Genomic DNA, 17,343 nt, shown 5'->3' with positions numbered 1-17,343 from the left:
ACAAATGAGAAAATTAATTCTATCGTTAGTATTAGTGGCATTTGCCACAGGAGCCTTCGCACAAAAGAAGGTGGTGCGTTCTGCAGAACGAAATTTTAAAAAAGGGCAATATGAAGAAGCTTTGACGGATATCGAAGCCGCTCTACAAAGTGAAGAAACCGGTGATGATCCTAACACCCACATGGTGAAAGGTAAAATCAAGACCATGATGTTTGAGCAAGACGAAAACAACAATCAAGAGACGGTTTCTACTGGAAGAAATGCTTACGATTCATTCGAAAAAGCCATGGAGCTTGATGGTAATGATAAGTCAAGCAAAATCGGCAAGGAGATCTATAAAGAAGTGCTACCAGGAATGCCTGAAAACCTTCAGGGCGAAGGTATCCTAAGATTGAAAGCTGCCTCTTTGGAAAAAGCTATCGAAAGATACGAGGAAGATGACATGGAGCTTGCCCATGAGTTTTTCTCTTTGGCAGCTGATATCGACCCAGCTGACACTTCCATGGTGTTTAACGCAGGTTATACTGCAAACATGATAGAGAAATATGAGCCAGCAAAAAAATACTTCACTCAATTGCTTGATGATGAAGAGTACAACAAGCTGAACGCTTATTATTTCTTAATCCAAATTGCCACTTCAGTAGACGAAGATCAGGAAGAAGCTTATAGATTGGTTTCTGAGGCTAGAGAAGAGTATCCTACTGACAAGGGTCTTCAAGAATTTGAGATCCAATTGTTGTTGCAACTTGACAAAATGGACGAAGCTATGGCTTCAATCGAGAAGGCGTTGGAAGAAGATCCAAATGATACAGCTATCCGTTTGAGATACGGTTATTTGAAAGAGCAGTCTGGCGACCTTGAAGGTGCTTTGGAAGAATATAAGAAAACGGTGGAATCAGACCCTGAATTCTTCGAAGGAAACTTCTACGCTGGAGCAATATACTTGGATAAAGCTAGAACTATCATTGCTGATGTAAATAACCTTCCTGATGATGAGTGGGAAGCTAAGTCTGATGATATGTTAAAAGAAGCGGACGGCTATTATGAAAGCTCAATCCCTTATTTCACGAAAGCTTCAGAATTGCAGCCTGAAAACACAGAGGTGTTGGAAATTCTTTTCCAGATCCACACAAGGTTGAAAAACACTGAGAAAGCTGAGGAATACGACCAGAAACTTCAGGAGCTATTAGGTCCTGACTGGATGGAAGGATAATAAATAACTTAAAAGGCCACTTGACAGTGGCCTTTTTTATTTTAGTACTTTCAAAAGATCCTATATTTGTAGATCAAAGTTATTACAATGCAAAAAACACGTTTAAAGGTTGTATTAGGGCTCCTATTGGCATTTTTGTCATTTACGGAATTGTTTGGGCAAGAAAAAGACCCCCATGTTATTCTCATTAGTCTGGACGGTTTTCGATATGATTACATTGAGCGATTTAAACCCAAAAACTTAAGTGAATTCGTAAGTGGGGGAGTGGCTGCCGAATCGCTGGTTCCTTCTTTTCCCAGCAAGACTTTTCCAAATCACTATACTATTGCCACTGGTTTGAAACCTGAAAATCACGGGTTGGTTGACAATACTTTTTATGATCCCAAGCAAGATCAGATTTATTCCATTGGGAATAGGGAGGTTGTTCAGGATAAATATTGGTATGGGGGAACGCCACTTTGGGTATTGGCAGAAAAACAGGGTATCACTGCAGCAAGTTATTTCTTTGTGGGTAGTGAGGCTCCGGTGCAAGATATACATCCGACTTTTTATTATCAATATGATGGTGAGGTGCCCAATTTGCAAAGGATCAGTAAAGTCTTTGAATGGTTGAATATGCCCGATGAGGAAAGGCCAAGGATGATCACTTTGTACTTCTCTGACATGGATGATGTCGGCCATATTTATGGGCCTAATAATGATGAAAAGCTACAGGAAAAGCTGAATACCTTAGACGCACAGCTTGGGGCATTATTCCAGGGTGTGAAAAGTTTTGGACTTAATGTTAACATTATCCTGGTTTCTGACCACGGCATGACCGATGTGACCAAGGATAGGCTTATACCGCTTGATGAGATTGTAAAAGACTTACCTGTTGAAGTTTACAATAATGGAGCATTGGCCCATGTCCACCTGAAAAATCCAAAGGATAAGAAGAAGGTGGGAAAAGCTTTAAATAAGAATAAGCAAAATTTCATCATTGCTGACATTGAAGACAAAGAGTACTACAAGAATATAAAAAAGTATAGAGATTTGTTGGGGGATTTCCTTATTCTGCCAGATCTGGGTTACTATTTGGCATTTCCTAGAGACATGATGCGCTACCAACAAAAAGCCTCTATGTTTGATACTGAGGTCTTTGGTGAACATGGTTACGCACCGACACATAAAGACATGCATGGAATATTTTATGCAAACGGTCCGGCTTTCAAAGAGGGAGTTAAAATTGAGTCGGTGGAGAATACGGATGTGTATCCATTGGTTGCCAAAATTCTAGGACTAGAGATAACTGAGGAGATAGATGGAAAGTTAGAAAACATACAAAACGCATTGAAATAAATCATGGGCCTCAGTAATGGGGCCTATGTCATAAAACCTTTATTTAACATAATATAAATTATATAACATATAATAAACATTTGACTTAGGCGCTTGTTTCTATTCTTATGGAGAATTCTTTCAATTACCGGACAGTTGCCCAACTCATCACTCATATCCTTGGTGGACACGCCTACATCAAACTCGAGGAAGTATTGAATGACTTTCCATATGACCATATTCAAAAAAAGGTTGACAAGCTTCCTTACACGTTTTATGATCTATTCGAACATATGCGTCTTGCACAAAAAGATATACTGGATTATTGCTGCAGTGAAAATTACAAAGAGCTCAGCTGGCCTGAAGACTATTGGCCAAAAGAAAACGGCATAATCTCCAAGGAAGATTATGCCGCAAAAATTGACCAGTTTTATGAAGACCGTTCAAGATTCAATAAATGGCTGAGCCATAACAGCAATAAACTGTTTTCACCTATACAGGAAAATCAAAATCACAATTTGCTCAGGGAAGCTTTGCTTTTAATAGAACACAACTCCTATCATACGGGCCAACTTGTAATTCTGAGCCGAATTTTAAAGATTTAAGGTTTTTAATCTTTTAAAACCCCTCTCCTTGCTTTTCAACTAAATATTTAGAACTAAACTCTTTCCATTTTAATCTCCAAGTCAGAAAACTCCTTTTGTTCTATAAATGGCTGGCTTCTAAGACGTCTGCCCGTAGCACTATAAATAGCATTGGCTATTGCGCCACCTGTTGGCGGTAATGCAGGCTCTCCCAAACCAGTTGGATCAATGCCATTTTCCACATAATGTACGTCAATTTCAGGCACTTCCTTCATGCGGATTAGCCTGTATGTATCAAAATTCTTCTGCTTCGGACTTCCGTTTTCAAAGGTTAAATTGCCAAACATCGCATGTCCCATCCCATCCACTATTCCACCTCTTACTTGGTGGTTGGCACCGGTTGGGTTGACGACAATCCCGCAATCAGTGGCGGCTACGATCTTTTTCAATACAGGCTGGTTATTTTCCATCACTACATTGGCCACTTGCGCAACATAGGAACGATGGGAGAAATATACACTGAACCCTTGCTTGATGCTTGAATCTTTGCCCCAATTTGATTTCTCAGCTGCCAACTCAATGACTCCTTTCATCCGGTCAATATCATAATGGATTTCTCCTACCGGATTAGATTTGGCTCTTTCTAAAAGATCCAATCTGAATTTTACCGGATCCTTTTTGGCAACTTCTGCCACTTCATCAAGAAATGATTGCTCAGCATATGCCAAGAAATTGGTAATTGGTGCTCGCCACGCGTTTGTGGTGACATGGGATTTATGTTCTACAGATTCGATAAGAAGATTCTCCACAGCACCGGAAGGGAAATTATCCTGACGGGTAGTGTTTCCTGCATTTATACCTGCACCGCGCAATTTATATCCGATCATATTTCCAGCTCCATCCAATGCCGCCTCAAACATCCATTGTTTGGAATGTTGCCCTTTCAAAAGCAACAGGCTGCTATTGTCCCAAACCCTCACAAACGCAAAATTGTCCTGGCCACTAGCATTGCCGAAACCAGTTTGACAATTGAAGGAATTAGCCTGGTAGTGGACAGCGGTTATGGAAAGACCTCAAAATTTGACCCCAGATCAGGTCTTTCCAGGCTGAAAACGATAAAGGTAACCCAGGATGCCGCTGACCAGAGGGCCGGACGCGCTGGTCGGCTTGGCCCGGGACACTGTATTAGACTTTGGAGCAAGGCAACTCAAGAGAGACTGGAAACTTTCCGTACACCAGAAATTCTGGAAGCAGATTTGGCTTCTCTCGTGCTGGATCTTTATGCCTGGGGAATTGAAGGGTACCAGCAGATGGTTTGGCTTACGCCTCCGCCTCAAGGTGCATTTCAGCAAGCAGTGGAGTTATTGGAAAGTTTGGAGGCCATCCTAAACGGAAAACTCACCGAACATGGCCTTCAAATGCAAAAGCTACCCTGCCATCCCCGGATTGCCCATATGTTGATCAAGTCCAAAAATATTGGGCAGCAGGCATTGGCTACGGATTTGGCAGCCGTCATAGAAGAAAAAGATCCGCTTGGCAAGGATGCGGGAACAGATATTAATCACCGGATCGAAAAATTGAGAAGACTTAGAAAGGAAAACAACGTTCATGGTCCTTTCAGAAAAGTGGACACAGTGGCACAGCACTACCGCAAAATGTTGGGCATCGAGGCTTCAAATGATGTTTATGACATTTTTGAAACGGGAATCCTTTTAGCATTTGCATACCCGGACAGAATTGCATGCGCCCGACCGGGCAACAATGCCCAGTTTCAGCTCTCCAATGGGAGGATTGCGATGATTGGGCACAGAGACGACCTGGCTCATGAGTCCTGGCTTGCCGTGGCCAATATGGATGCCAGAGATGGGATGGGGAAAATATTCCTTGCCTCCCCGATCAACCCTAAAGACCTGATGCCCATGGTGGAAAATAGAGAAATTATAGAGTGGGATTTCAAACAGGGAAAATTGGCTGCTGAGAAGGTGATGAGGATCGGTAATATTGTGCTAAAATCACAACCGCTAAAGCATGTAGATCCCCAACTAGCTGAAAAAGCTATATTGAATGCAGTAAAAACCGATGGGGACAAGCTGCTGGATTTCAGCGAATCCGTAGTTCAATTACAAAAAAGGATTGAGAGTTTAAATGCATGGAATAGCGATGAGATTTTTCCCGCATTTACTACTGAAGAAATTTTGAATAGAGCCCCGGAATGGCTGCCCCCTTATATTTCCAACATTAGGCGTGAGGAGGATTTATTTAAACTTGACCTCAAAGAAATATTAATAAACGCTTTACCTTGGGAAAAGCAACAATTGCTTGAAAAACTGGCCCCTGAAAAAATCGAAGTGCCAAGCGGCTCATATATCAAACTTCACTACCAGCCAAATGGCGAAAAACCCATTTTGGCTGTCCGGCTACAGGAGCTTTTCGGTATGGTGGAGACCCCTCTGGTAAATGACGGAAGACAGGGGGTTTTGATCCATTTGCTATCTCCGGGGTTCAAACCAGTCCAAGTTACGGATGATTTGAGGAGTTTTTGGCAGAACACCTACTTTGAGGTGAAAAAAGAACTTAAACGCCGATATCCAAAACATTCCTGGCCGGAAGAACCCTTACAAGCGGAGGCTGTTCGGGGAGTCAAAAGGAGAAACTAATATGCTTCCAAAGATTTATAAGCTACAATTAGCTAAAGTCAAGTTAAATTAAGACCTTTGTAGCTCAGTAGGAAATATACCCAATCAACAAATTTATCTCAAAAGGACAATACTTTTCCGTTTATCATGCTCGTTGTTTTACACCTTCGCTCAGAATAAATAAGTTCTTCCAAGATAAGATTTTTGGGGTATTTCAATTTTAGAACCCTAAAAAACACTTATGGGAAGATCGAACAACAGTTTCATCAAAAAATTAAAAGCAGATAAAAAGGCAAAAAAACGTAAAGAAAAGCTCGTTACCCGCCTAGAAAAGAAAGAACAGCCTAGCAGTGGAAAACTGGAGGATATGATTGCTTACGTGGATGAATTTGGGAATATTTCGGACACTCCGCCTGAGCCTCCTGTCGACGAGAAAGACAAAAAGAACAAAAAGAAAACTGAGGAATAGCCTAGAGCTCTTCCATCATCATCTTAAAATCGAATTGCAAATCTTCATGCAATTTGCCTATAGCCTTTTCAATAGATTTTATTTGATTGTCATACAGATTCTGTAAGACGGTTGAGCTCGAAAATCTAATTGAAGAGGTTTTCATTTTTTTACAGAAATAGATAAGTAGCTCCACTTCTGTTTCTTTTTTGCCGGAATACTTGATTTGTTTTTTGAGGTTCCTCAAAATCTTCCTCAACCCCTTTTTAGCATAGTAAACCCCTGGATTGAGAGATGCAAACTCTTCATCCAGGTGCTTTTTGACCCCTTCTACATACTGATGTTCATTATCCGCCTCAAAAAGCAGATAACTCAACAGCTCCTTGTTGTCTTTTTTAAGCTTAGCTAACCTAATGACCAGGTTAAAAAGATCCTCCTCTGAGAGAAACTTCAATTCTTTTTTGATTTGGACTAATGAGGCTGTGGGTATCATTTTGAATTGGCAATAAATCGGATGTATAGGTTTTCAACTTTCTCCCTGGCCCAGGGAGTTTTTCTCAAAAAAGTAAGACTGCTTTTAATGCTTGGATTGTGGGTAAAGCACCTGATATTTATCCTTTGCCCTAAAGACTCCCATCCAAAATAATCCACTAGAGCTTTTAAAATCGTCTCAAGGGTTTTTCCATGAAGGGGGTTGTTCTGCTGAGTGCTATCATTCATCTCACAAAAGTAATATTATTCCGCCACTTTAATAGACCTTCATTTCCCTCGATTATCTCATTACATTACCATCAAAAATATTTAATCAACAATAAGAAGATATTAGGAATTTGTTTGCTAAATTTCATGTAGATTCAATATATTCCCTTAAAGTCTGGGGATTAAACAAAACCGACTTTATGATGTATAGAGAACGCCAAGTTCTAGTATAATCCAAAAAGTAAACATCATGTCAAAAGAGAAAAGCATCAAGAAAGAAAGTGCTAAAAAAGAGCCAGCCAAAAGCCTAAAAGAAAAAAGGGTGGCAAAGAAAGCCAAGCAGGAAGAGAAAAAGAAATCAGCGTAAAAGGTAAAGAGGTGTTTAACAACACCTCTTTTTTATTAATCTTTGTTTTTGGGCGGTGGGGTGATCATAATATGAGCCCTGTGCGTTCCCGGATCCATGATCCATGGCATACCTGGAGCTTGAGGCTTCAAGGGGAGCCCAGTGCTTTCCACAGTGGCATATGGGATGTAGACCACATATCTGAAATTGGTGTTTTGAACGGCCCCCTTTTCAGGATCATAGTCCTCTTTATCAGCAGAGAGTACAAAAAGCGTTACTCCATCTTTTGGCATTTGAAGTTTCCCTTCCTTCACCTCCTTTTCCCTAGTCTCAAAAATCTCTTCGAAAGACTTCCCTTCTCTGGTTAATTCGCGTCCCCGCTCCATAAACGGTTCAAGCTCTTTGTGATAGCAGGAGGCACTAAACCCGTCCCTTTTAGGATCGCTTGCAATACAAACCATCTCATTGTTGCCTTCCCGAAGGACCGTCCACCCACCATTTGTATCATAGCCATAGACCTTGGCCCCTTCCCTAAACTCCTCTGGAGCGGCCAAAACAGCAGTTTTGATTTGTGATTCGGCAGATGGTATCTTTTGGGCAAAAAGACCTGTGGAAATTACCAGCAAGAGCGAAAATAGAAAAGTAGTTCTCATAAATTTTAAAGTTTAGCGTTAAAATTCACTTACTAAATCTACTCATCTTTCCGCTCAAAAACTAGCTGGAACCTATTCTTCCTCAAACATGCTCTTCATTTCTGAAAGCATTTCCTCAACTTCCGCTTTCTTTAACTCAAAAGCCTCATCCTGTTTGCTGTTATTGGTAAAATGATTCCAGTGTTTTTCAGCTTTTTTGATGACCCTAGGTGTAATATCAAATTCAGTATAATCAAGATAAGATTTTGCAATCGTAGAAGCTTTGAAATTCCCAAAAAGATAAATTCTGAGGATATCTACGAATTTTGAACTGATGTCAAACCCCTCTAATGCCTGTACAAATGCACCGTTTTGATTCTTGTTATCCTTTTCGTGAATCGCTTCCAGCAAGGGGTCAAGGGCTTCTTGGTTATTTTCTATCTTCGAAAGGGATCTGGCAGCCAAAAATGCACATTCCTTATCCTCGCTTTTTATGAGAGTTATCAGCCTTTGAAGAACTTCCTCCCCTCCTATTTCGGCCAATTCATCTGCATATTTATAAGCCTCCTCTTCCTGAGGATTGCACATTTTTTCGAGTAAATATTCAATATTTTTTTCCATGCTGTAAATCCGAACTATTTTTACAAATATAAGCCTAAATATGCGATTGCCGTAAAGCTTGGTATGGAACAAAAATTAATTTCAGTTCAAGAAAGTATTTCACTATTGGAAAGAATTCCAAAAACTACTCATGGAAAGGAGTTTAAGGATCTTCAATGGAGCTTTTTTGATAAAAACGAAACGGTTTTAAAGTTTAGGCCCCCCATTCAATTAGATTTGGACCATTGTGGAAATCTTAAAACTACAGACATTCAAAATTATGTTGTGCTACTAATCAGGTCAGGAATCGGCTCTGTAGGCTATTTTGAAAATGGAGAGAATATTGACCATAAGGTTTTCAGGTCCTATATGGTCAGGAAAAAACAGGGTAAAAGCCAGATCAAGCACCTCAAAACCAAAGGCAAAAGCAGAGCCGGCTCTCGGATTAGGTTAGCGGAAACCTTGGAGTTCTTTGAAGAAATAAACGAAAGGCTACAGGAATATTTTTCCCAATATTTCATCAATAAAATTGCTTTAAGCTGCTCCACCACGCTAATTCCATACCTTTTCAATGGCAAGACCCCTACCCCATTTGATAAAAGTGATCCAAGAATAATCACCGTGCCCCGGCATATACAAAACCCCACCTATGAAACTTTAATGAATACAAGCGACTTTCTTAAGAAGGGCGAACTGAGAATTGGGAAAGAAGGCATGAAACTCGTAAACGAATTACTGCCTAATTTACCAGACGGGCCCCTTGAAAATGAAGATGCCGAGGATGAAAACTGGTAATATTTGGTTTAAGACAAAACCTTGGCGAACTTTGCATCAAATTATAGAATCGTGCAGCAGAAAGTCCTCCTAATCACCCCTCCATTTACCCAGCTAAACACCCCATATCCGGCTACGGCTTATTTGAAGGGGTTTTTGAACACCATACATATCGACTCAGCTCAAGCCGATCTGGGTATTGAGGTAATACTGAGACTTTTTTCGAGAAGAGGACTAAAAGAATTATTTGCCCAAATCCCAGACCTAAAAATCAAGGATTTGAGCGCCAATTCGGCCAGAATCTATAAAATCAGAAAGGATTACATTGATACCATAGCTCCCGTAATCAGCTTCCTACAATTCAAAAACCCCACCTTGGCCTACAACATCTGTGATGAGGATTTTTTGCCCCAGGCATCCAGGTTTCATCAGTTGGAGGAACTGGATTGGGCATTTGGGACGATGGGGATCCAGGACAAAGCCCGGCATTTGGCTACTTTGTATCTGGAAGACTTAAGTGATTTTATTCAGGAAGTTGTGGATCCAAACTTTGGGTTTAGCAGGTATGCAGAAAGACTGGGCCGATCTGCAAGTACATTTGATCCGCTCTATGAGGCCTTGCAGCAGCAGCCATCATTCATTGACAGTTTGATATTTGAATTGCTAGAACCTAAATTAAAGGGTATCACAACAGTTTGTATTTCTGTCCCATTCCCAGGGAATCTTTTCGGGGCACTTCGGGCTGGGCAGTATTTAAAGCAAAATTACCCTCACATTACAGTCACCATGGGAGGCGGCTATCCCAACACCGAATTAAGGTCATTGAAGGACGTAAGATTATTTGAGTTTGTCGATTATATCACCCTTGATGATGGGGAAAGGCCATTGGAAAACCTCCTACAGTTTTTGAAGGAAGAAATTTCCATAGAAAGTCTTAAAAGAACCTTTTATCAGAAAAACGGAAAAGTTTGCTATTCAATAGGAAAGGATTTGGATGTGCCATTCAGTAGAGTAGGCACTCCTGATTATACAGGCTTGCCTCTGCAGGACTACCTTTCGGTAATTGAAATTGTGAATCCCATGCACAGGCTGTGGTCAGACGGAAGGTGGAATAAACTGACGATGGCACATGGCTGCTATTGGAAAAAATGTTCCTTTTGCGATGTGTCGTTGAATTACATTCAACACTATGAACCTGTCACCGCACAGCTGATTTGTGATAGAGTAGAGGAATTGATAGATCAAACCGGTCAGACGGGATTCCATTTTGTTGACGAAGCCGCTCCTCCTGCTTTGATGCGGGAATTGGCAATAGAGATACTGCGAAGAAATTTAAAAATCACCTGGTGGACCAATATTCGATTTGAGCAACGATTTACTCTTGACCTTTGCAGACTTCTCAAGGCTTCTGGATGCATTGCTGTGTCAGGGGGCTTGGAAGTGGCCTCTGACAGATTGCTAAAACTGATGCAGAAAGGTGTAACTGTCGAACAAGTGGCCAAGGTGGCGCACAATTTTACGGAATCAGGCATCATGGTGCATGCCTATCTCATGTATGGATTCCCGACTCAAAACGACCAAGAAACCATAGACAGCCTTGAAATGGTGAGACAACTTTTTGAGCACAATGTTTTGCAGTCAGGTTTCTGGCATTTATTTGCCATGACAGCCCATAGCCCCATCGGTCTTAATCCTTCGAAATTCGGTGTGGCAAGGGTCGGTCCTGATTTTGGCGGGTTTGCCGACAATGACTTGATCCATGAGGACCCCACTGGTGCGGAGCATGAATGGTACAGCGATGGACTGAAAAAAGCGCTATTCAATTACATGCACGGACTGTGTTTTGAGTTTGATTTACAAGAATGGTTTGATTTTGAAATACCAGAAACGACCGTTCCAAATGACTTTATATTTAATGCCATCAGTTCAAATTCAACGGAAAAAGTTAGCTCCAACTCCAAACTCATCTGGCTTGGAAATCAACCAGAAATCAAACTAACAGGTTCTAACAAGGGAATTTTAGCCATCGAAAATAAGACGGCCACCCTTCAGATCCGTTTTAAGAAAGAGTTTGAAAGCCTATTAATCTGGCTTTTCGAAAACCTACATGAGAACAAAACAATTCCTTGGTCAGAATTCGATGAAAAGCTGGAATCAGGCCAATCCCCTTCATTGAGTAAGCTGCAAAGTTCCAATGTATGGAGCGAATTGAGACATATGGGTTTATTAGTTGTTTGAGGCACCTGCTTCTTCTACACCCAATAAATTCAAATCAGCAATCCTCTTTCTAACTGCCCGCATAAACTTGTCGCCGGGATCAGTTTTGACTGTTAGATAATTGGGATCAGTTTCCTTCCAATAAGGATGGTCCTTGAACAACTGGTATTCATGATGGCCTATTACGTGGGTGATGGCATATTTACTTTTTAAATAACGGATTATTTGTTCATTGGCTTTTTCTTGGGCTTTGGTCAATGGCATTTCATCACTCCCAATGTTTTCGATTCCCACAGCACAATGGTTTAGCCCAATGGTGTGTCGGGCAAAATGGTTTTCGGGCATTAGCTTGAAAATGGTGCCGTCCCTATCCACTAGGTATTGACTGGAGACATTCAGGGCACTTGCTCCCTGCAGCCCCTCTCTTGCAGAAGGCAATATGGCAGGATCAAATACATCAAAAGTCTTCTCAATACTGGGCACCACCGTCCAGTGAAGCACCACCATTTTAGGCTCAATCTCAATAGATTCAGTATCAATGCCGTGACGTTCATTCAAATATCTTAAACTCAGTTCAATCCTTTCCTCGTCAAAGGTTATATATTTATCAAAGGTCCTAAAAGTGGCTTTGCTAGTACAGGAAAAATTGATCAGGAAAACAAAGATCAAAGCTTTTGCAGAAAGTATTTGGTAATTCATTGCTGAATATAAAAAAGTTGGATTGGTTCTGAAATCAAAAATCATAAAACAGCAGAAAAAAACCGGAGAAACCTCCGGTCTAAAGACTAGTTAATCCCACAAGTCCTCTAATTTGTAAGGACTTCCTTCCATAGTCCAGAAGGTACCATCTACAAATCGATAAGGACCTTTAATTTTTGCGATCTTTTCAAGGTCTACCTGATCTAATTCAACCTTCAAGCTTTCAAAATTTTCCTTGATCCTACCCTCATTCACAGATTTTGGAATGACCACCGTGTCCCTTTCCATTGCCCATGCTATTAATACCTGAGCTGGAGAAATATTATGTTTTCTGGCTATGCTTTTGATCGTTTCATTTTCCATCAAATTAGGTTCATCATCCTTTTTCATGGCCGCGGTTCGGTCAGTGCTTCCAAGCGGTGAATAAGCAGTTACTTGAACCCCATTTTCATGGCAAAACTCAATCAAATCATTCTGCGGCAACAAAGGGTGAAGTTCAACCTGATTCATTTCCGGCATTACCTCACAGTTGTCCAAAATTTCCGTTAGGTTTTTGATGTTAAAATTGGAAACCCCAATATGTAAAGTTAATCCTTCATGAAAGGCTTCCTCCATTCCTTCCCAAGTTTCAAGTAAAGGAACTTCTTTTGGCGACAAGAAATCAGCTGGCTGGCTCACGTTAACCTCTTTTTGGGCCACAGGCCAGTGAATCAGGTACAAGTCCAAATAATCCAGCTTTAGGTCCTTTAAAGTTTTTTCCAATGCAGGGATCACCTGATCTTTCTTATGGGCATTGTTCCATAGTTTGGAGGTCACAAAAATTTCCTCCCTAGTTACAATTCCATCTTTAAAAGCCTTTTGCAGGGCTTTTCCAACTTCTTTTTCATTTTGATAGATTGGCGCGCAGTCGATATGCCTATAACCGCATTTAAGGGCATGAAGCACGGCATCATATACCTCGCCCGGTTTGCTTTTCCAAGTTCCTAGGCCTAATATGGGCATCTCATCCCCATTCTCAAATTTTACTGATTTCATTATCTAAAATATCTTAAAAACTAACATGAATTCCTCAACTTTTCCCCTATCAAAAGTGATACTACAATAATTGACGGGGGCAATTTATTTTCAGCCTATTTCTGTTTCTACCACTACTGGCTTCAATCCGCCATCCTGTTCCATATTATGCTTTAGAATGACAGATTCCGCTGCCCTTCTGCCAGAGCGCATGGCCGCATTTAAGGAAGGATTTAAAAGATAATCTCCTGCTAGGTGGACATTTTCTCCCAAGCGGCAATCTACCGCTAAGATGTCATGCTTAAGTTCGGGAATATCTGCGAGTGCTTCCTTGATTTCATAAGTATGAATGTGCTCAAAGTATTCCGATTTTATCCCGCTCAATACCTGCAGTTCTTTGGCAACTCTTTCCTCGAGGTTATCTATCCCATCGGTATCATTAACAATACTTACCGATAACAAAGCTTTTCCTGTGGTGGAATAAGCAGGACTCACATCGGTTAAGAACACTAGATTATTGATCAAGAAATTTTCCCCTGGCACCAATCCAATGGCCGGCTGGGCCAAAAATGACCTGGAAATGGCGAAATATATATTGGTGACCTTATGAAAGCTAAAAGCACCCTCTTTTTTAAAGTCTTTGAGATAAGTTGGAAGCGTAGTGCAGATTATTTCATCAGCAATAACTTCCTCTCCGTCGTCCAGTCGGATTATATTGCCATCTACCTCCTTAACTTTGGTATCAAACCTTACTGCAGTATTTTTCAGTTTTCCATATAGATGGTTGGGTATTTCTTGCATGCCCACTTCCGGAATCGCTACTTTACCTTTATGCATCATTTTGAATACAAATTCAAACATGCTGGAGGGGGTTTTCAGATCATTTTCTAAATAGATCCCTCTAAACAGTGGATTCAAAAAGTTAGTCGTAATTTCAGGGGAAAAGCCTCTAGCCAAGAAATATTCACGCGTAGTTAGCGCGTTGGATTTAAATATCTCTTCTTCTGGTTTTTTCAGCAGACCTGCAGCAAGGGTAAAAAGCTTAATTTTATCTTTCGTGTTTCCGACTTTGGATAAAGCCATGGAAAAAATGCCAGCAGGGTTTAAAAAAGGGTCAGTAACGTGCAGACTCCCATCGGTCCTCAGGATTATCATATCCGGGTCAAAGTATTTGAGGTTTAACTCCGCATAATTCAAATATCTTTTTGCCTCCGGATAACCCGTCAAAAAGATTTGAAATCCACGGTCCAATAAGTACCCGTCCTTCAAATCCGTCCTTATCCTCCCCCCCACACTATCAGAAGCCTCCAAAATAACCGGGCGGTAACCAACAGCCTCAAGCTCATACGCAGCTACAAGACCGGCCATCCCCGCTCCTATGATGTAAACTTTTTTATCGTTCATTATTTTCTCTGATTTATTTATATTACTGACTTATTAAAAAATTGTTTGAGTCCCTCGTTTGCTGGGCTTAAAGTAAAACCACCTCTTCCCCAATAATCAAAGTATGAAAACTATAAACACCTTCTTGCTAGCTTTTTTCTTGTTTAATGGATTATCTGGCGTTTTAATAGCCCAGCAATATTTCCCAGAAAAAAACCGGTGGGAAACAAAAACTCCTGAGCAAGCCGGAATGAGTAAGGAACTACTACAAAAAGCTATCCAATTTGCAGAAGATCATGCCAGTAAAGCTGATAAAAATCTTAAAATGGCACACTACCAATCTGCTTTCGGCAGAGAGCCATTTGGGTTCCCTATCGGACCGATGAAAGAGCGAGGTGAAGCCAGTGGACTGATCATCAAAAACGGTTACCTCATTGCCGAATGGGGACAGCCCGAAAGGGTGGATTTGACTTTTAGCGTGGCCAAAAGTATGGTTTCAGCAACGGTAGGTTTGGCCTTTGACCAAGGTTTGATAGAAAGCGAGCATGATTTGGTCCACCCCTATATGGCCCCCATCATCCCTTATTCTCCGATTCATTTGCAACGGAACAAAGCTGACCATTTGGAGGAAGAAGATGTGTTTGAGCTCTTTCAAACAGAGCATAACCAAAAAATCACATGGGATCACTTGCTGAGGCAGACTTCCGATTGGGAAGGTACCTTATGGGGAAAACCGGATTGGGCAGACCGACCTTCCAAAGATTCAGAAAACTGGCTAGATCGAGAAAGAGATGAACCCGGGTCTGTCTACAAATACAATGACACCAGAGTAAATGTTTTGGCTTTGGCAAGTATGAATATTTGGAGAAAAGCCCTCCCTGTGGTATTAAAAGACCATTTAATGGATAAAATTGGGGCTAGCCCCACCTGGCGCTGGACGGGGTATGAAAACAGCTTCGTCATATTGGATGGCCATATCGTTCAGGCAGTCAGCGGCGGATCCCATTGGGGAGGTGGCATGTTTATCAATGCTTTCGACAAGGCACGTTTTGGACTTTTAACCCTGAATAAAGGGGCTTGGAATGGAGAACAGGTGCTTTCCAAAGAATGGATTGAAAAATCATTGACCCCAACACCGGCCCAACCCACCTATGGGTATATGAATTACTTTTTGAATACAGATAAACAATTGCTTCCTGATGCACCCGAAACGGCATTCTACCATTTAGGTGCAGGAGTTAACATGATTTATGTAGATAGGGAAAATGATCTAGTAGTTGTGGCCAGATGGCTAGAAAACTCCCAAATGAATGAATTTATCAAAAGAGTTTTAGAAAGTTTGAATTAATTTAGGCCAAAAAAATAAGGGAAGTTTAACTTCCCTTATAATTATTCGGTCTCAGAATTCACATTCTTTCTTGTCCTGAACTTTGAGTGTTGACTGGAAACAGTTTTGGGAGTACCCTTGGCCTCTGAACTATTGTTTTCAGCTTTTGGCTTTGGTTTACTTTCTCCATCTTTTCTTGGTGGCCTGCTTTGATTATTGCGCGGCTTAGAGAACTTCTTGTTACCACCTTTCTTTTTGTTGCCACTTGAGCGGCTGGTACCTTCTGACCTATCATCAACTTTTGGCGCCTCACCCAGATGCTCTGGAAGCACTTGTTGTTCGAGCTCAAGGCCTATCAATTTCTCAATATTGTTGAACTTATACCTGTCTTTTGGATTTACAAAAGTAATGGCCTCACCTTGGCTATCAGCCCTAGCAGTCCTACCTACGCGGTGCACATAGTCTTCAGGATCGGAAGGAGTATCATAATTGATCACCAATTCAATACCTACCACATCGATACCACGTGAAATAATATCCGTACCAATTAAAATCTTAATGGCTCGATTTTTAAAGGCAGACATGATCTTCTCTCTTTCTACCTGTTCCAGATCCGAGTGGAAAGCCTCAACCTCAAATTCTTTTTTCAAGACCTTGTAAAGTGATTTGACCTTATCTTTGGTAGATGCAAAAATGATCACCGCTTCATAAGCTTTTTGTGAAAGTATGTGTTTTACCAAACCCTCCTTTTGGTTGTCGTGTACGTGATAAACGCTTTGGGTAATCCCCTTGGCTGTCTTGCCCAAGGCAATACTGATTGAAATAGGGTCGGTGAGGATTTTGGAGGAAAACTGACGGATCTTGGCAGGCATAGTGGCTGAAAAGAGAACCGTTTGTCTATTCTTGGGCAAATAGGTGACTATCTTCAAAAGGTCTTCAGAAAAACCCATATCCATCATCCTATCGGCCTCGTCGAGGATGAGGTGCTGCAAGTTATTAAATTTGATTTTGCCACTAGCAAGCAGGGCGATCAATCTACCTGGGGTAGCAACCACAATTTCAGCACCGGTTTCCAGCGCCCTTTTCTGCTGTTCCCACACAACGCCATCTCCTCCTCCATACACGGCGATAGAACTGATTCCCAAAAAATAGGCAAAACCCTGAATCTGTTGGTCAATCTGAATGGCCAACTCTCTGGTGGGTGCTAAAATAAGCGTATTAATGTCGGAAGAACCGCTTTTTGCAATTTTGTGAAGGATGGGCAAAATAAATGCAGCTGTTTTACCGGTACCGGTTTGAGCTGTTGCGATTAAGTCTTTGCCATCCATTATGGCCGGTATGGCTTCTTGTTGTATTGGGGTAGGTTTGTCAAAACCCATTGCATCGAGACCTTCTTGCAAAGTATCTACGAAATTAAATTTATCAAAAGTCAAAATCTATAATTGTTAATGGTG

At 41.1% G+C, this 17,343-nt stretch carries 16 protein-coding genes and 1 pseudogene; 8 read left to right on the top strand and 9 right to left on the bottom strand.

What is annotated here, in order from left to right; genetic code table 11:
• The first annotated feature begins 4 nt into the window (after positions 1-4).
• The 3 genes from KIH41_RS03015 to KIH41_RS03005 all read left to right on the top strand — a co-directional run bounded on the left by KIH41_RS03015 (position 5) and on the right by KIH41_RS03005 (position 3,135).
• A complete protein-coding gene (locus tag KIH41_RS03015) occupies positions 5-1,213 on the top strand; it encodes a tetratricopeptide repeat protein (protein WP_213945446.1) in 1,209 nt (402 codons plus the stop codon).
• 87 nt (positions 1,214-1,300) lie between these two features.
• Entirely contained in the window at positions 1,301-2,551 is a 1,251-nt protein-coding gene (locus KIH41_RS03010; protein ID WP_214161465.1) for an alkaline phosphatase family protein, read from the top strand.
• 107 nt (positions 2,552-2,658) lie between these two features.
• Entirely contained in the window at positions 2,659-3,135 is a 477-nt protein-coding gene (locus KIH41_RS03005; RefSeq protein WP_214161464.1) for a hypothetical protein, read from the top strand.
• A 53-nt stretch (positions 3,136-3,188) separates the two neighbouring features.
• Here the strand turns inward: KIH41_RS03005 and KIH41_RS03000 are convergent.
• A pseudogene (locus KIH41_RS03000) lies at positions 3,189-4,040 on the bottom strand (molybdopterin cofactor-binding domain-containing protein); the annotation flags it as partial.
• A 6-nt stretch (positions 4,041-4,046) separates the two neighbouring features.
• Here KIH41_RS03000 and hrpB point away from each other — a divergent pair.
• Together hrpB and KIH41_RS02990 are read left to right on the top strand one after the other, a co-directional pair.
• Positions 4,047-5,771 (top strand): ATP-dependent helicase HrpB, encoded by a 1,725-nt coding sequence (gene hrpB / locus KIH41_RS02995; protein WP_246538922.1) that lies wholly within the window; start codon positions 4,047-4,049, stop codon positions 5,769-5,771.
• 220 nt (positions 5,772-5,991) lie between these two features.
• Positions 5,992-6,219 carry a cold-shock protein gene (locus KIH41_RS02990; RefSeq protein WP_213945453.1) on the top strand — a complete coding sequence of 76 codons (228 nt, stop codon included), beginning with the start codon at positions 5,992-5,994 and terminating at the stop codon, positions 6,217-6,219.
• 1 nt (position 6,220) lies between these two features.
• On the opposite strand, the gene KIH41_RS02985 is transcribed toward KIH41_RS02990, so the two are convergent.
• From KIH41_RS02985 to KIH41_RS02970, 4 genes are all read right to left on the bottom strand, one after another.
• On the bottom strand, positions 6,221-6,652 hold the full coding sequence (locus KIH41_RS02985) for a hypothetical protein (protein WP_246535375.1): 432 nt from the start codon (positions 6,650-6,652) through the stop codon (positions 6,221-6,223).
• Positions 6,653-6,687: 35 nt separating this feature from the next.
• Positions 6,688-6,918 (bottom strand): VF530 family protein, encoded by a 231-nt coding sequence (locus tag KIH41_RS02980; RefSeq protein WP_213945454.1) that lies wholly within the window; start codon positions 6,916-6,918, stop codon positions 6,688-6,690.
• A 381-nt stretch (positions 6,919-7,299) separates the two neighbouring features.
• The gene (locus tag KIH41_RS02975; protein ID WP_214161461.1) at positions 7,300-7,896 is read right to left on the bottom strand and encodes a hypothetical protein; all 597 of its coding nucleotides are present in this window, start codon (positions 7,894-7,896) and stop codon (positions 7,300-7,302) included.
• 72 nt (positions 7,897-7,968) lie between these two features.
• Positions 7,969-8,496: a HEAT repeat domain-containing protein gene (locus KIH41_RS02970; protein WP_213945456.1), complete on the bottom strand. Its 528-nt coding sequence runs from the start codon at positions 8,494-8,496 to the stop codon at positions 7,969-7,971.
• A gap of 63 nt (positions 8,497-8,559) precedes the next feature.
• On the opposite strand from KIH41_RS02970, the gene KIH41_RS02965 reads away from it, so the two are divergent.
• Both KIH41_RS02965 and KIH41_RS02960 read left to right on the top strand, forming a co-directional pair.
• Positions 8,560-9,270 (top strand): hypothetical protein, encoded by a 711-nt coding sequence (locus KIH41_RS02965; RefSeq protein ID WP_214161460.1) that lies wholly within the window; start codon positions 8,560-8,562, stop codon positions 9,268-9,270.
• Positions 9,271-9,291: 21 nt separating this feature from the next.
• On the top strand, positions 9,292-11,487 hold the full coding sequence (locus KIH41_RS02960; protein WP_246538920.1) for a B12-binding domain-containing radical SAM protein: 2,196 nt from the start codon (positions 9,292-9,294) through the stop codon (positions 11,485-11,487).
• Here KIH41_RS02960 and KIH41_RS02955 read toward each other — a convergent pair.
• From KIH41_RS02955 to KIH41_RS02945, 3 genes are all read right to left on the bottom strand, one after another.
• Positions 11,476-12,165 (bottom strand): N-acetylmuramoyl-L-alanine amidase, encoded by a 690-nt coding sequence (locus KIH41_RS02955; protein ID WP_214161459.1) that lies wholly within the window; start codon positions 12,163-12,165, stop codon positions 11,476-11,478. The genes KIH41_RS02960 and KIH41_RS02955 overlap by 12 nt on opposite strands.
• 90 nt (positions 12,166-12,255) lie before the next feature.
• A complete protein-coding gene (locus tag KIH41_RS02950; RefSeq protein WP_214161458.1) occupies positions 12,256-13,200 on the bottom strand; it encodes an aldo/keto reductase in 945 nt (314 codons plus the stop codon).
• 90 nt (positions 13,201-13,290) lie between these two features.
• Entirely contained in the window at positions 13,291-14,583 is a 1,293-nt protein-coding gene (locus KIH41_RS02945) for a protoporphyrinogen/coproporphyrinogen oxidase (RefSeq protein ID WP_213945460.1), read from the bottom strand.
• A gap of 103 nt (positions 14,584-14,686) precedes the next feature.
• Here KIH41_RS02945 and KIH41_RS02940 point away from each other — a divergent pair, with 103 nt between their 5' ends.
• Positions 14,687-15,910: a serine hydrolase domain-containing protein gene (locus tag KIH41_RS02940; RefSeq protein WP_214161457.1), complete on the top strand. Its 1,224-nt coding sequence runs from the start codon at positions 14,687-14,689 to the stop codon at positions 15,908-15,910.
• 41 nt (positions 15,911-15,951) lie between these two features.
• On the opposite strand, the gene KIH41_RS02935 is transcribed toward KIH41_RS02940, so the two are convergent.
• Complete coding sequence (locus KIH41_RS02935; RefSeq protein ID WP_214161456.1) at positions 15,952-17,322, bottom strand: DEAD/DEAH box helicase; 1,371 nt, start codon at positions 17,320-17,322, stop codon at positions 15,952-15,954.
• Positions 17,323-17,343: the final 21 nt, after the last annotated feature.

Origin of the sequence: Litoribacter ruber (assembly GCF_018500185.1) — a bacterium.
Taxonomy (GTDB): domain Bacteria; phylum Bacteroidota; class Bacteroidia; order Cytophagales; family Cyclobacteriaceae; genus Litoribacter; species Litoribacter ruber.
This window is presented reverse-complemented; position numbering and strand designations above follow the sequence as displayed.